We start from the raw sequence: 14,963 nt of genomic DNA, 5'->3' as shown, positions 1-14,963 counted from the left end.
ACTCCCTCCTTAACTCATTAATTTAATTTCGCTTTTGAAAAATCACTGCCCATCAGGCTAACGCTGTATCCGCTGACGTTGCTGCGTGTGGCATAGAAGGTTTTACCATTCGCCAGCGCAATCCACGGAGCCTGCTGATAGAAAATTTCTTGCGACTGCTGGTAAAGTGCGGCGCGCTCTTGCGGTTTGCTTACCAGTTTCGCCTTTTGAACCAGCGAATTATACTCTTTATCACACCAGCGCGCGGCGTTTGATCCGGTTTTAATGCTGTCACAACCCAGCAGAACATCGGCAAAGTTATCCGGGTCACCGTTATCTGACATCCAGCCAAACAACGCAGTATCGTGCTCGCCTTTACGCATCCCGGAGAGATATTCTCCCCATTCCCAGGAGACGATTTTCGCCTTCACACCAACTTTTGCCCAGTCACTTTGGATCATCTCGGCAATACGACGAGAGTTCGGGTTATATGGGCGCTGCACCGGCATAGACCACAGCGTCGCTTCAAAACCGTTTTCCAGCCCCGCTTTCTTCAGCAGTTCTTTCGCTTTCTGCGGGTCGTAAGCGTAATCTTTCAGATCTTTATTGAAGCCCATCATATTCGGCGGGATTGGCGATTTCGCCACCGTTCCGGAACCTAAAAAGACCGCGTTAATAATGGCTTTTTTATCTGTCGCATAGTTCAGCGCCTGGCGCACAAGTACGTTATCAAACGGCTTTTTCTCCGTATTAAACGCCAGATAACCGACGTTCAGCGCTTCGACCGAATGCAGCGTCAGATCCTTGTTCTTTTTGATTTCTTCAAACTGCACCGGTGCTGGCGCGGGAATAATCTGGCATTCGTTGGTTTGCAATTTCGCCAGTCGCGTCTGTACGTTTGGTGTGATGGAGAAAATCAGATGTTTCGTTGGTACCGCACCATCCCAGTAGTTCGGGTTGGCCAGATAGCGGATTTGTGAATCCTGCTTGTACTGTTGCAAGACATAAGGCCCGGTACCAATCGGCCAGTTATCGACGTTTTCCGGCGTGCCTTTTTTCAGCATCTCGTCGGCATATTCTGCCGAAAGAATAGAGGCAAAATCCATTCCCCAGTCAGCAAGAAATGCAGCGTTGGGTTCGTTCAGAACAAACTGAACGTGATAATCATCAACCTTCTTAACCTCTTTGATCAGTTTGTCCAGGCCAACATCGTTGAAATATTCATAGCTACCCTGTGAAACCTTATGGTACGGATGATCGGCATCTTTCTGGCGTAATACTGAGAAAACGACGTCATCAGCATTGAAATCACGTGTAGGTTTAAAGAACTTATTACTATTGAACTTCACGCCCTGACGCAGGGTAAACGTGTAGGTCTTGCCGTCGGGGGAAATTGTCCACTCCGTTGCCAGAGACGGGACAGGGGTATTTTTGACCGGATCGAAGTTGATCAATCGGTTGTACAACACCTGTGAACTGGCGACAAACGACGGACCTGAACTGGCTATTTGGGGGTTAAATGATTCCGGGGATGCTTCAGAACAGTAAACGATGGTATCAGTACTGGCGGCATATGCAGCGCCTGTTGGTAAGACAGCGCTGAGTGCCAGCGCGAGCAGCGTTTTCCTTGCAATCATGGTTATAAACCTTCTTCTTTTGTTATTTACTCGTCTATCAGAGCATAGCTGGCAAAGCCGCACTAATAACAAATCTCTATCAGGTTATTCTAATCTGGCGGGTTTCGCTGATTAATTCATCATCGCAGGTGAAATAATTTACCTTAAGTCTTTTTCAAAACGTCAAGATTTTTCCTAATACTCTATGCCATGAAAATTCGCCCCTTTTTGCCTCTCTTCCGACGTTTGCTTACTTTTATTCCCCGTAAAGTAGATGTGTGAAGAAGTCTAAGGGGCAATTACGTGGCAAAAACTCTCTTGCGCAGCGGCAATTTGGATGACTATCAGGCCGTGGGTGGCGGTGGTCAGGCCGTGTTTGATTCAGCACTACAAATTCGTGAAACGCTTCGTCTGCGTAAACAACAGGCGATGGCGGATTGTCTGGCAATCCCACAAGTTAACGACAGTGGCGATCGGGTGGACTGGTATTCCCCGGTGGAAGGAAAGGCTGTCGCGTGGAAAGCCGCTGATGAAGATGCGCGTTTTCGGGCTCTGCGCTATCTGTCCAGTACGCTGGAGAATGCCGCGGCCCTGAGTCGGAAAAGCCTGCAATCGGGTAAAACTGCTCTGCAACTGTTTGGTTCACTACTCGACAAAGCCATCCAGTTTCCAGGTGAGAACCACGTGTTCCTGGTTGATGGCAAACCCGTCATTACGTTCTGGGGCTTCGTCAATCTGAATGAAAACACCCGTGACGATGTACTCGATTGCCTGCGTCATACCGACGTTCCCCCGGTTGTATTGGCACCTGAACCGGAGCCGGAAGTCGAAGAAATCCCGGCGGAAATCACTTTCGCCGAGGCCGATACCCCGCTGCTGACAACAGCTATTGAGCTACCGAAACCCGCTGAACCCGAACCACAACCCCCGGTCATTGTCAGTGAGCCAGAGATCGTGCCGCGGCCAGTACAGCGTAAGTCCACGCGGCGCCTGCCGCTGTGGAGCCTACCCGTTGCTGCAGCAGTGATTGCCGCCATTGCAGGGCCGCTATTGTGGAAACAACACACGGAATCTCCCGCACCTGCGGTTGCCCCCATTGACGTTGCAAAGGTAGACAGTAAGCCGCTGCCTGAACTAACACCTTCACTACCGCTACATCGGGCTGACGTTATTCCACCAGTGAAAAAAGAGAAGCCCGTAGAAGGACCGGTGGTGATAGCCGCCATCCCGAAAGATGCGCTGGTGATGGATGCCAACCAGATGAAGGCAGGTACAACACGTTTTCTTAACGGCAACTGGCGTGTGCTGGTCGATATAAAAGATCCGATCAGCGGTAAAGCCCCGTCGCTGCGTTATCAAATCCAGGCCAATAAGGGTACTGCGCGCGTGGTGCATGGCGACAATATCGTTTGCCGCGCCGAAATTTTCTCTGGTCTGCATCAATCGGGCGAATTAATGATTAAGAGTCGCGGGAATGCCCGTTGCACGGACGGTTCGCGTTACCCAATGCCTGAAATCACCTGTAAAGCAGGAACAAACGACGTCGCAGCTTGTACCGCACGTTATGACGAACACGCGGAAATCCCATTGACGATCAAAAAGATAGGTGCCTGATTTTATGTTGGTGAATCTGTGTGATTACAAACAGAGCGTAACGCTCATCGCCAATAGCGGTGTGCAATTTCTGGATTTTGGGCTGACACCACAGGAATCTGCGCACCACGGTCGTTTTGTTCGCAAAACGGCAAACGGTCCCCTACTGCGTCTGGATTTTGATCTTGCGTCGGGACGCTATACCCTGCCGGGCAATACCGGCGGCCAACCCGAAGTAGTGAAACCGGAAAGCACGCAGACGCTGCATTATTCTCTGGACGTACTTGACGGTGTCTGGTTGCCGCTGCCGTTCCTGCGTTTTAACCCGCCCCGCACCTTTGTTGAAGGCCCGGATAACTGGGCGCGCGTCCAGGTGCGAAAACTCGCGCAGCCGGACAGTGCCGGCAATACTCACCGTGTCACGGTGGCGCTGGACTGTCAGTTGACTGAAGCCCCGGCAGCATTGACGCCAAATGAGAACGATCTGCTGAATGGCACGCGATTTGCGCTGGCCTGGCACGATAATGAGATCGCAGATTTCCTCGACCAGACGTGGATTGATGGCTGGCTACGCGAGTCCTTTTTGCAGCACGTCACACAGCAAGAAGACCGTTCAGAGCAGGAGATCCAACAAGCTCTACGAAACTTTGAATACCAGGCGCACTGGCTGAATTTGTTGACCCTGTTAGGCGAACAACTTTCCGTCCCGGAAGTGAAGTTGGTGACCCATACGCTCAGCACGCCCGCTATTCCTGTCGATCTCATTCTGGATATTGGCAATACCCACACCTGCGGCGTGTTGATTGAAGATCATGGCGATGCCAATGACGGTTTGCGTCAGACGGCTGAATTGCAGGTGCGTTCATTAAGCGAACCACAGTTCCTCAACGATCCACTGTTCACCAGTCGACTGGAGTTTTCTGAGGCGCGCTTTGGTAAGCAACATTTCTCCGTTGAGAGCGGCCGCGATGATGCTTTTATCTGGCCGTCGATTGTCCGCGTTGGGGATGAAGCCCGTAAGCTGGCGATGCAGCGTATGGGAACGGAAGGCAGTAGTGGGATCTCCAGCCCACGTCGGTATTTATGGGATGAAACCCCCGTTTTACACGACTGGCGCTTTAGCCAGATGAACGGTAAAACGCAGCGCGAGCCGCTGGCTACCGCCTTCCCGCTGATGAATCTGATGAACGATGACGGTCAGCCGCTGTTCAGCCTGCCGCAAGATGACCGGCTGCCGGTGTTCTCACCACAATACAGCCGCAGCACGCTGATGACGCATATGTTGTGTGAGATCCTGGCCCAGGCGCTGGGACAAATTAACAGCGTAGCGACACGGCTGCGTCTCGGGTTCCCGGCCTCTCCACGCCAGTTGCGTACGCTGATCCTCACTCTGCCGTCAGCCATGCCAAAACAGGAGCGCGAGATCTTCCGTCTGCGTATGTTTGAGGCCATTGCGCTAGTCTGGAAAGCAATGGGCTGGCACCCGCAGGACGAGGATTTTACCACCCGCAAACAGCAAGAAAAGAGCGTCGTTCCCGTACCTGAGATCCAGATGGAGTGGGATGAGGCCAGCTGCGGACAGTTGGTTTGGCTGTACAACGAAGCGATTTCACACTATGACGGGCATACAGAATCATTCTTTAACGCCCTTGCCCGTCCGGACCGCCAGCCAGAACCCGGTGAAGTTAAAGGTCGAGCATTGCGCGTCGCCTCCATCGATATTGGCGGCGGCACGACGGATATGGCCGTGGTCCATTATCAGCTGGATGACGGCGTTGGGGCGAATGTCAAAATCACCCCGCATCTGCTGTTTCGTGAAGGCTTCAAAGTCGCCGGGGATGACATGTTGTTGGATGTCATACAACGCTGCATACTGCCCGCCCTGCAAACCCGCTTACAACAGGCTGGCGTGACCGATGCCGCCGCCCTGCTGGCCACACTGTTTGGTGATTCCGGGAGAATCGATACTCAGGCTATTTTGCGACAACAAACCGCGTTGCAGCTCTTTATGCCACTGGGTCATGCGGTGCTCAGTGCCTGGGAGCAAAGCGATATTAACGATCCCGTAGCGGGGTTGCATGCTACCTTTGGCGAACTGCTTTCTCAGCGTCCGACACGCAATGTGATGAACTATATCCAACAGGCTATCGATCATGCATTGCCGTCTGGTTCACCGGCTTTTGATGTGCTGAGCGTTCCGTTGCAGGTGCAGTTCAGACAGTTGCAAGAAGCACTGCTGGCAGGGCAATTTACCCTGACATCCCCTCTGCACGCCGTTTGTGAAGCGATTTCCCACTATCGTTGCGATATTTTGTTAGTCACTGGCAGACCCGCCTGTTTGCCAGGGGTTCAGGCGCTAATCCGCCATCTGCAACCCGTTCCGGTCAACCGCATGATCTGGATGGACAGCTATCGCGTACATGAGTGGTATCCGTTCAGCCAGCAAGGGCGTATCGGCAATCCAAAATCTACCGCTGCCGTTGGCGCGATGCTGTGTAGCCTGGCGCTGGATTTACGCCTGCCGCGCTTTAATTTTAAAGCTGCGGATATCGGCGCGTACTCGACGGTCCGCTACCTTGGTGTACTGGATAATACGGTCAATACGTTGCGCGATGAGAATATCTGGTATCACGACATCGATCTGGATAAACCTGGAGCAAAACTGGATACCCGTCTGCACTTCCCACTGCGCGGCAACGTGACGCTGGGCTTTCGCCAGTTAGCAAACAGCCGCTGGCCAGCCACCCCGCTGTATACGCTGAGCATCAATTCTGCTGAGCTGGCAAAAACGATTGCCGGTGACGGTGTATTAAATGTACGGCTGCAACTGCGCGGCGGCAGCAAAGAGACAGGGCCGGAATTTTTCGTTCTCAGTGATGCCTGGCTACAGGATGGCACGCCCGTTGCCGCCAATGCCCTAACGTTAAAACTGAATACACTGGCAGATCGTCGCCATAGCGGCAGCCATTACTGGATTGATAGCGGGAGTGTGTACCTGAAATGAGTAAGATGTTTAACACAGCACAAGCCGCCATCGAATGGGTGAATGACACACGCCAGCGCGCAGCGCGTCTTGATGATGAGGCGGATTCCCTGCTCGCTCAGCTCACCATCGCCGCGGTTACTGAGTCTGCGCTGAACACGGCGTTTTCATCGCGTGGCTGTGTGGGTCTGTACGGTCATTCACAGCCAGCAAAAGCACATCTGTTGTCCGCACTGTGCAGCAACACTAGTGGGAAATTGAATATTGCTACACCGGATCGCAGTTTTGATTACTTTTCGCATATCAATCCGGGCCATGCGCCGACCAATATGGCGATCCGCTTTACGCGTGAAGACAATCCCGTTGATAGCGAATGGCCTCTGCGCCTGCACCTGCTGAGTGAAGCGGAACTGGTACAGCTGTTTATCACGCAGTTTTGCGCAATGCCTGACAGCCGCCAGGTTGAAAAATCGATTATTGAAGCCCGGTTAGAAAAATGGCAAACGCTGCGTCAACGTCATCCGGTTCAGGGCATCACGGCACATGACGTAGCCGCTATCGGCCGTTTCTGGCGATCTTGTGTTCCTGCGAACCAGCAGCAAATTGATGATGCGCTATGGCATCAATTTGCTACGTTGCTGCCGGCGCTGGATCTGACCACCCGCGCTCACGCCTGGGCGCTGTTGTGGGGAGAACAACCAGAGCTAACGCAGCAATGGCTGGCATTAGCGCATACTTTGCAACAAACCGGACAGGCGCACGAGCTAGCCGCACCGCTGAGTTTGTTGGTCGATCATTTTGGCTTGCCTGCCGAAAGCTTCCTGACCCAGGTCGCATTAACCGGGAACGACGCGCAAAGCGATGTGGTGGTTCATCCTGTTGCAAACCATCAGTTGCTTAACGCGGTCAGTCTGTCGCTGGAATCGCTGGCGCTGCTGACGCGTGAACTGGTGCTGACTGTCGAAGACTCGGTGTTGGAAAACGTCGACCTGCTCGATATTCCCCTCGCACCGGATGCCCACCCCAACCCGCTGTGGCGGGCCAAATTAGGCTGGATGTTGGAACATTACCGCCAGCATCTGCAACCCGATGTCCTGCTGATCTGCAACGCAGTGTCTTCACGCTCGCAGACACCGGCCATCACGCGTAAACTGATGAGCTGGGCCAACGATACCCAACCCGTACATGATGCGGCGTTACCGGGGGTTGTGTGGGCCATTACGCCACAAGATGCTCGTTTTAGCACACAGCAAAACCTTGATGAGGCTGTGCAGCAATTAATGGGCAAGCCCGGGTTGCGCTGGGGGACATTGCAGGCACTGGATAAACACAGCCTGTTGCGCCTTGCTGAATGGCTGTCGCAAGCGACATCCGCTCAACAACGCCAGTCGCGATTAACGTCCCTGCATGAACAACATCAACAACGTGTTCGTGAGGCGCTGATGAGCTGGCTTAACGACAGCGAAAGCATGCCAGACTCCAGCGAGACAGTGATCCGCCAGCTTCAGGCCCAGGCAGCAAAGCATGGTGAACTCCTGGAGGGGTTACTACCACCGATGCGCTGCTTTGAGTCGTTGCTGCGAATCCAGCAGCCGCGTGAAGAACAAGTCAGTGGACTCTTTAATGAAGAGATTGACCTGTTTGCCGACGTCCGGGAACCGTCGCATGCATCCGAAAGCAAAGAGACCGGGTACCAGGCGCACAAAATGTGGATCAACCATGTGCGTCAGTGGTGTCGTGATGACAATAATGCGCGCCGATTGCGGCTTGATCCGCGAACGCTTAGACAGGTAGCCGACATTCTTATCACCACCAGCTATCGGCTGGAGATGCCTCAACGCCTTCAGCAGATTATGCAGCGAGAGAATGTCTGCGGGGCGCAGTTACACGCCGATATCGGTGATTTTATTACCTGGCTCGGCTACGCTAACGTTGCAGAGGCTCAACGCCCTGCCAGCAGGATCCTCAAGGGTGCGGCTATTTTCAGCGCGCCAGTACAACAACCGATGTCGCGCCTGACTCAATTGGATGAGCAGCCGCAGCACGGTGCAAGCCGACACGTTTACGACTGGCTGGTTGCGTTGTACACCCGTGCGAATGAAAACGTGGGATACCAGCATCCTCTGGACGTAACCAAAGACGACAGATTGCGATTAGTCGCTCTGCTGGCCCCCTGAAACGGCACTGACAACGCCATCAGAAAAGAGAAAACAGGAGTGCGACGGGAAAGCTCATCGGCCATGTCGCCCCGACTAATACCGCGCTCAGAAAGCGAATACGTTTTTTATCACGCGACAGAAACCAGGTGGTAATGGCCGCAATTGCAGCCATTACCGCATAAAAAACCAACATTTTTTGATACAGAGACATTTAGGGCATCCAGGCCAGAAGAGAAAATCGCGCGCAATATGCTCTTTTTTATGACCCACATCAAGTTTTATTCATTTATTTAAGAAAGCCGGCTAAATAACGGCCCACTTTCAATATGTTCAGATTTCGTACTATTGCGGATAGCTATAAGCCGTACTATACACAAAGGGGTTAAAACGAAAGGTGGCAAAAATGAATGTTTCCAGTAAGACCGTGGTGCTGATAAATATATTTGCTGCTGTAGGACTTTTCAGCCTGATCTCCGTAAGGTTCGGCTGGTTTGCTTGATGTGACTCTTTTTGATGAATTGCAGCGCCTGCTGGCAGAGAGAAAATCTTCTCTCTGCCATTAGTAAACGATCTTCCCACTCCATCACTGCCCGGTAAATTATCCTTAATATGTAATACCCCTAATCCTTCTGCGGCATTATTCCCCCGTGATAGCGGGTCGGTGTTGTACCTGTTAGCTGCCGAAAAAACACGATGAAAGCACTGGCGCTAACAAATTCCAGCTGTTGCGCCACCTGGCTGATTGCGTCACCCTCCGCCATCTCCATCGCTTTTAACAGCCTGAATTGCTGCCGCCAGGTCTGATAGTTCATCCCTGCATCCCTGATAAAGATGCGGCTGATTGTCCGTTCGCAAGCACCGGCCAGGCGGGGCAACTGATTCAGTCGGGGCGGTAACGCCCTGTTGAATACTATGCTATTCAACTACTACAGCCTGGCCCCGTTTCTTTTCGGACAGTTAGGATGGGTTAGCGGGTATCGTGCAGCAACCGGGACTGGTTCTGACTATCTGTGCGTTCATCGCCTGGCTATGTAGCCTGTGCCATCGTTAGAACAATCACCTAAATAATCAGGCCCCGACATTGTGCCGGGGCCTGATGGTGGGCAAATTAGCCTGACCTCGCGGATATTTCCAACTTACCGCCGTCCGATGGCGACGAGGCCAGTGGCGCGCATAGTATAGCGACACGTTTATCGATATTTAGCTATCCGTGCCCCCTTTTACCGTCCGCGGTTTATGACATTACTCATGCTTGATCATGACATGGCGAATTACCGTGTAATCTTCCAGTCCGTAGACCGACATGTCCTTGCCATAGCCTGATTGTTTTTGTCCCCCATGCGGCATTTCACTCACCAACGTGAAGTGGGTGTTGACCCAGGTACAGCCATACTGCAGGCGGGCGCTCAGTCGGTGCGCGCGACCAACATCCCGCGTCCAGACTGACGATGCCAGTCCATACTTCGAATCATTAGCCCACGCCAGAACCTGATCTTCATCATCAAAGACGGTAACACTGACCACCGGACCAAAGACTTCACGCTGCACAATAGCATCTTCCTGTTTCGCGCCCGCCAGCAACGTTGGCGCAAAATAGTAGCCTGAACCCTCCACTTTTTTGCCGCCGGTGATGACCTTGACGTGTCCGAGCGCTTTCGCGTCATCGACCGCTTTGGCGACCCGGTCAAGATGCGCCTGTGAGCTTAACGGTCCCAGTTCTGTCGTTTCATCATTCGGTGCGCCAATTTTCAGGCTGGCAACTGCGGCGCCGAGTTTTTCGACCAACGCATCATAGATGCCTTTTTGCGCGTAGATTCGACAGGCAGCAGTGCAATCCTGTCCGGCGTTGTAATACCCAAAGGTCCGTACACCACTGACCACCGCATCAAGGTCAGCATCGTCAAAAATAATCACCGGAGCTTTCCCGCCCAGTTCCATATGCGTGCGTTTAATCGAAGGCGCAGTATGCTGGATAATATGTTCCCCGGTCACAATTGAACCGGTCAGTGAAACCATACGTACTTTTTCATGGCCGGTCAGCGGGTCGCCCACTGTTTTACCACGGCCAAACAGGACGTTAATCACTCCTGCCGGGTAAATATCTTTCGCATATTCCGCCAGTTTAAGCGCCGTCAGCGGGGTAATTTCTGAAGGTTTAATCACCACGCAGTTACCGGCGGCCAGCGCAGGAGCCAGCTTCCATGCCGCCATCATTAGCGGATAGTTCCAGGGCGCGATGGAGGCCACCACACCCAGCGGATCGCGACGAATCATGGAAGTATGCCCTTCCAGATATTCCCCGGCGGCCTGTCCTTGCAGGGTGCGCGCAGCCCCCGCGAAGAAACGGAAAACATCCACGATGGCCGGAATTTCATCATTAAGCACACAATGTAGCGGTTTACCGCAGTTGAGCGATTCCAGCTCCGCGAAGGTTTGCGCGTTATCGGCGATAGTGTCCGCCAGTTTCAGCAGTAGCTCGGAGCGGACTTTCGGCGTAGTTTGCCCCCAACTGACAAATGCGCTGTCGGCTGCACGTACCGCAGCATCAACCTGCGCGGCTGACGCCTCAGCAATCTCCAGAATAAGTTCACCAGTGGCAGGGTTATAAACTGGTTGCTTTTCACCTTCACCGCTGACCAGCTCACCGTTAATCAGTAATTGATGTTGCATAGCAATTTCCCATATCGTCGTTTATTTACCGTTTCCGGCGACGGTGTCGCCTTCACGCGTTAGCCACCAGGCCCCTAAAATTGGCAGTGTTGTTACCAGCATTACCAGCAATGCCACAACGTTGGTAACAGGCACATCTCGTGGGCGACCCAGTTGATTGAGCAGCCACAGAGGAAGTGTTCTTTCATGTCCGGCGGTGAACGTTGTCACGATGATTTCATCAAACGACAAGGCAAACGCCAGCATGCCCCCCGCCAGCAGTGCTGATGCCAGATTGGGCAGCACGACATAACGAAAGGTTTGCCAGCCGTTGGCGCCAAGATCCATAGACGCTTCAACCAGACTCCATGAGGTGCGGCGAAAACGCGCCACGACGTTGTTAAAGACAACCACCACGCAAAACGTCGCATGGCCCACCACGATCGTGAGAAAACCCGGTTCCAGATTGATGGTCTTAAATGCCGTCAGCAACGCCAGACCGGTAATAATTCCCGGTAGCGCGATCGGCAACAGCAGCAACAGCGATATTGCGCTTTTACCGAAAAAGTCCCTGCGCCATAGCGCAGCCGCCGCCAGCGTACCCAGAACCAAAGCGATTGCTGTCGACAACGCGGCGATTTTAAGTGACAACGTCACTGATTCAAGAATATCGCTACGCTGCGCCGCCACGCTAAACCAACGCAATGTCAGTCCCTGCGGCGGAAAACTAAAAGCAGCCTCCTCTGTATTAAAAGCATAGGTGCCGATGATGAGGATGGGAAAGTGCAGAAAAAGAACTCCTCCCCATGCAGCCAGTTTGAGTAACCAGGGTGCGCGTTCAGAGTGCATCGAAAGCTCCCAGACGCTTCACGAACGCCAGATACAGTGCAATTAAGACAATGGGCACCAGAGTGAATGCCGCCGCCATTGGCATATTGCCGATAGCCCCTTGTTGCGAATACACCATGTTGCCGATGAAATATCCCGGCGGCCCCACCAGTTGCGGCACAATAAAGTCACCCAGCGTCAGTGAGAAAGTAAAGATTGAACCGGCGGCTATACCGGGTATTGCCAGCGGGAAAACCACATAGCGGAAAGTTTGACGAGGACGCGCGCCCAAATCAGCCGATGCCTGCAAAAGCGAGGGTGGAAGCCGTTCCAGAGCAGCCTGAACCGGCAGGATCATAAAGGGAAGCCAGATGTAGACAAAAACCAAAAAGCGCCCTAATCCCGATGTTGACAGCGTATTACCGCCGACAGCCGGCAAGGTGAGGAAAGCGGTCAACAGTGGCTCCAGCCCGAGATGGGTTAGAAACCACTGCGCCACCCCGTCTTTCGCTAACAGCAGCGTCCACGCATAGGCTTTGACGATATAGCTCGCCCACATCGGCAACATGACGGCAATGTAAAAAAAAGCTTTCATTTTGCCACTGGTATAGCGCGCCATATACCATGCCATCGGGAACGCCAGAATGGCGCTGGCAATCGTCACCGCCACCGCCATTGTCAATGTTCGCACAATGATGTCGTAATTAGCCGGATTAAACAGCGCCTGCAGATTCGCCAGCGTCAGGTCTGGCGTCACCGACATGGTGAAATCGTCGAAGGTGTAAAATCCTTGCCACAACAGCGTCAGCAGCGAGCCAAAGTAGACGATGCCAAACCACATCAACGGCCCGAGCAGCAGTAAAAACAGCCCAAGCCCTGGATTACGCCAGAAGAACCCTGAGATACGGTTCAGCTTTGTCGGCTGTGCTGGCGAATGTATGACGTTCATAGCCATTCACCTCTCCTCAACCAGCGGTACCATGACATCGCGTGACCACGAGGCCATCACCTGCTGACCCGGCGACAGCGTCGACGGCAGCAGTTCTCCCGTCAGGTTCGCCTGGCTCACCAGCAACTTTTCACCGCCAGCAAGTTTCAGCTCAAAACGCGTCGCCGCGCCCTGGTACTGCACCGCCTGAATGATACCCCGAGCCTGAACCTCGCCCGCCATATCATTTAACCGAATGTGTTCCGGGCGCAGCGAGAACATCCCCTGTAACCCACAGACGTTTGCCGACATCGCTTCGTCAAAGACGTTTGACGTCCCCACAAAACTTGCCACAAACGGTGTCCGTGGACGCATGTAGAGTTCTCGTGGTGAATCCACCTGTTCAATGCGACCGTTATTAAACACCGCTACCCGATCGGACATCGACAGGGCTTCCCCCTGATCGTGAGTGACAAAAATGAAGGTGATACCCAGGGATTGCTGTAACTTCTTCAACTCAAGCTGCATCTGTTCACGTAGCTTGAGATCCAATGCCCCGAGCGGCTCATCCAACAGCAGGACGCGTGGCTCATTAACCAGCGCCCGGGCAATCGCTACACGCTGACGCTGTCCACCAGAGAGTTGTGATGGTTTACGCTCATGGACAAAGCCGAGCGCAACCTTGTCTAACGCTTCTCGCGCCCTGGCATGGCGTGTCTTTTTATCAATGCCTTTGACCATCAGCCCGTAGGCAACGTTGTCGAGAATCGACATATGCGGGAACAGCGCGTAATCCTGAAAAACCGTATTGACGTCCCGTTCCCAGGGCGGTAATTCACTGGCTTGCTTACCAAAAATTTTAATTGAACCGCCCGAAAGCTGCTCAAAACCGGCAATCAGGCGCAGACAGGTCGTTTTGCCGGAGCCGGATGGCCCCAGCATAGAGAAAAACTCACCATCATTAATTGCAATACTGACCCCATCAACTGCACGGACATCCCCGTACAGACGCGAGACATTATGAAATTCCACTGCGTACGTCATAAAACCCCCAGCGGAATTAGCGACCGCCCATAATGGCGATGTAATCCTGCGTCCAGCGACTGTAAGGAACGAATTTTCCACCTTCTGCGATTGGCGTTTTCCAGAAAGCAATTTTGTCGAAATAGCTATAGCCGTTGGTTTCACAGCCTTTTTCGCCCAGCAGCGGGCTGGCTTTACAACCTTCAGGGACGACCGGCAGAGATCCAAACCAGGCAGCGACATCGCCCTGAACTTTCGGGGTTAATGACCAGTTCATCCATTTGTAAGCACAGACAGGATGTTTTGCTTCGCTATGCAGCATGGTGGTGTCAGCCCAACCGGTGACGCCCTCTTTCGGGAAAACAGTGGCGATTGGCTGGCCTTCTGCTTTCAGGGCGTTAGCCTGATAAGGCCAGGCGCTTGATGCCACCACACCTTCGTTTTTGAAGTCACTCATTTGCACAGTGGTGTCATGCCAGTAGCGATGAATCAGGGCGTGCTGATCGCTCAGGACTTTGATGACCGCCTGATACTGTTTCTCGGTGAGCTGATAGGGATCGGTGATACCCAACTGCGGCTGAGTGGCTTTGACGAACAGCGCCGCATCGGCGATATAGATCGGGCCATCGTACGCCTGGACTCGCCCTTTATTGCTTTTACCGTCAGGCAGATTTTGTGCAGCGAATACCACGCTCCAGCTGTCCGGCGGCGTTGGGAAGGTTTTGGTATTATACATCAGCAAGTTGGGCCCCCATTGATACGGAGTGCCGTAAACTTTCCCACCGACGTTAAACCATTCCCCTTTGACCACACGCGGATCGATAGTTTTCCAGTTTGGGATAAGCGCAGGATTTATAGGCTGGACACGTTTGCCCATAATCAGGCGCAGTGAAGCATCGCCAGACGCCGTCACCAGGTCATAGCCGCCTTTCGCCATCAGGCTCACCATTTCGTCTGATGTGGCCGCTGTTTTAACATTGACGGCACAACCGGTTTCCTTCTCAAACTGCGAAACCCAGTCATATTGTTTATCGGTTTGTCCGCGTTCGATATAACCCGGCCAGGCAATAATATCCAGGCGCCCTTCCGGTTTATCTAATGATGTTGGGGGTTCGGCTGCATGGGCTGTCATCAGCGTCATACTGAGTGCACACAAGCTACTGAGGGCAAATTGCTTGCTCATAACGTCTTACTCCTGTCGAAAA

Annotated in this window: 11 protein-coding genes and 1 pseudogene; 4 read left to right on the top strand and 8 right to left on the bottom strand. The window is 53.1% G+C overall.

Annotated features, from left to right (window positions below; translation table 11 throughout):
* Positions 1–17 precede the first annotated feature (17 nt).
* Positions 18–1,616 (bottom strand): ABC transporter substrate-binding protein, encoded by a 1,599-nt coding sequence (locus IB196_RS10980; RefSeq protein ID WP_005126759.1) that lies wholly within the window; start codon positions 1,614–1,616, stop codon positions 18–20.
* A gap of 282 nt (positions 1,617–1,898) precedes the next feature.
* On the opposite strand from IB196_RS10980, the gene IB196_RS10975 reads away from it, so the two are divergent.
* The 3 genes from IB196_RS10975 to IB196_RS10965 are packed head-to-tail and all read left to right on the top strand — an operon-like array spanning position 1,899 to position 8,348.
* The gene (locus IB196_RS10975) at positions 1,899–3,209 is read left to right on the top strand and encodes an SrfA family protein (protein WP_040231000.1); all 1,311 of its coding nucleotides are present in this window, start codon (positions 1,899–1,901) and stop codon (positions 3,207–3,209) included.
* Between the two features lie 4 nt (positions 3,210–3,213).
* Complete coding sequence (locus tag IB196_RS10970) at positions 3,214–6,192, top strand: virulence factor SrfB (protein WP_188231634.1); 2,979 nt, start codon at positions 3,214–3,216, stop codon at positions 6,190–6,192.
* The gene (locus IB196_RS10965; protein WP_040230998.1) at positions 6,189–8,348 is read left to right on the top strand and encodes a virulence factor SrfC family protein; all 2,160 of its coding nucleotides are present in this window, start codon (positions 6,189–6,191) and stop codon (positions 8,346–8,348) included. Before IB196_RS10970 ends, IB196_RS10965 begins: the two co-directional genes overlap by 4 nt.
* A 19-nt stretch (positions 8,349–8,367) precedes the next feature.
* Here the strand turns inward: IB196_RS10965 and IB196_RS10960 are convergent, their stop codons facing one another.
* Positions 8,368–8,541 carry a GhoT/OrtT family toxin gene (locus IB196_RS10960; RefSeq protein ID WP_072041437.1) on the bottom strand — a complete coding sequence of 58 codons (174 nt, stop codon included), beginning with the start codon at positions 8,539–8,541 and terminating at the stop codon, positions 8,368–8,370.
* A 192-nt stretch (positions 8,542–8,733) separates the two neighbouring features.
* On the opposite strand from IB196_RS10960, the gene yncL reads away from it, so the two are divergent.
* The gene (gene yncL, locus IB196_RS10955) at positions 8,734–8,829 is read left to right on the top strand and encodes a stress response membrane protein YncL (protein ID WP_071828932.1); all 96 of its coding nucleotides are present in this window, start codon (positions 8,734–8,736) and stop codon (positions 8,827–8,829) included.
* Positions 8,830–8,950: 121 nt separating this feature from the next.
* Here yncL and IB196_RS10950 read toward each other — a convergent pair.
* From IB196_RS10950 to ydcS, 6 genes and pseudogenes are all read right to left on the bottom strand, one after another.
* Positions 8,951–9,226 (bottom strand): annotated as a pseudogene (locus IB196_RS10950) (helix-turn-helix domain-containing protein); the annotation flags it as partial.
* Positions 9,227–9,572: 346 nt separating this feature from the next.
* Positions 9,573–11,000 (bottom strand): aminobutyraldehyde dehydrogenase, encoded by a 1,428-nt coding sequence (gene patD / locus IB196_RS10945; RefSeq protein WP_005126752.1) that lies wholly within the window; start codon positions 10,998–11,000, stop codon positions 9,573–9,575.
* A gap of 21 nt (positions 11,001–11,021) precedes the next feature.
* Entirely contained in the window at positions 11,022–11,828 is an 807-nt protein-coding gene (locus tag IB196_RS10940) for an ABC transporter permease (protein WP_005126751.1), read from the bottom strand.
* Positions 11,818–12,762, bottom strand: a complete 945-nt coding sequence (locus tag IB196_RS10935) for an ABC transporter permease (protein ID WP_005126750.1) — start codon at positions 12,760–12,762, stop codon at positions 11,818–11,820. The genes IB196_RS10940 and IB196_RS10935 overlap by 11 nt, the downstream gene beginning before the upstream one ends.
* Positions 12,763–13,779 carry an ABC transporter ATP-binding protein gene (locus tag IB196_RS10930; protein WP_149692276.1) on the bottom strand — a complete coding sequence of 339 codons (1,017 nt, stop codon included), beginning with the start codon at positions 13,777–13,779 and terminating at the stop codon, positions 12,763–12,765.
* 16 nt (positions 13,780–13,795) lie between these two features.
* Positions 13,796–14,941 (bottom strand): putative ABC transporter substrate-binding protein YdcS, encoded by a 1,146-nt coding sequence (gene ydcS / locus IB196_RS10925; RefSeq protein ID WP_005126748.1) that lies wholly within the window; start codon positions 14,939–14,941, stop codon positions 13,796–13,798.
* Between the last annotated feature and the right edge of the window lie 22 nt (positions 14,942–14,963).

It is taken from the genome of Citrobacter sp. C6_1 (assembly GCF_014596835.2).
GTDB classification, from domain to species: Bacteria; Pseudomonadota; Gammaproteobacteria; order Enterobacterales; family Enterobacteriaceae; genus Citrobacter; species Citrobacter pasteurii.
The sequence above is the reverse complement of the archived record's forward strand: the minus strand, read 5'-3'. Positions and strand labels throughout refer to the sequence as shown.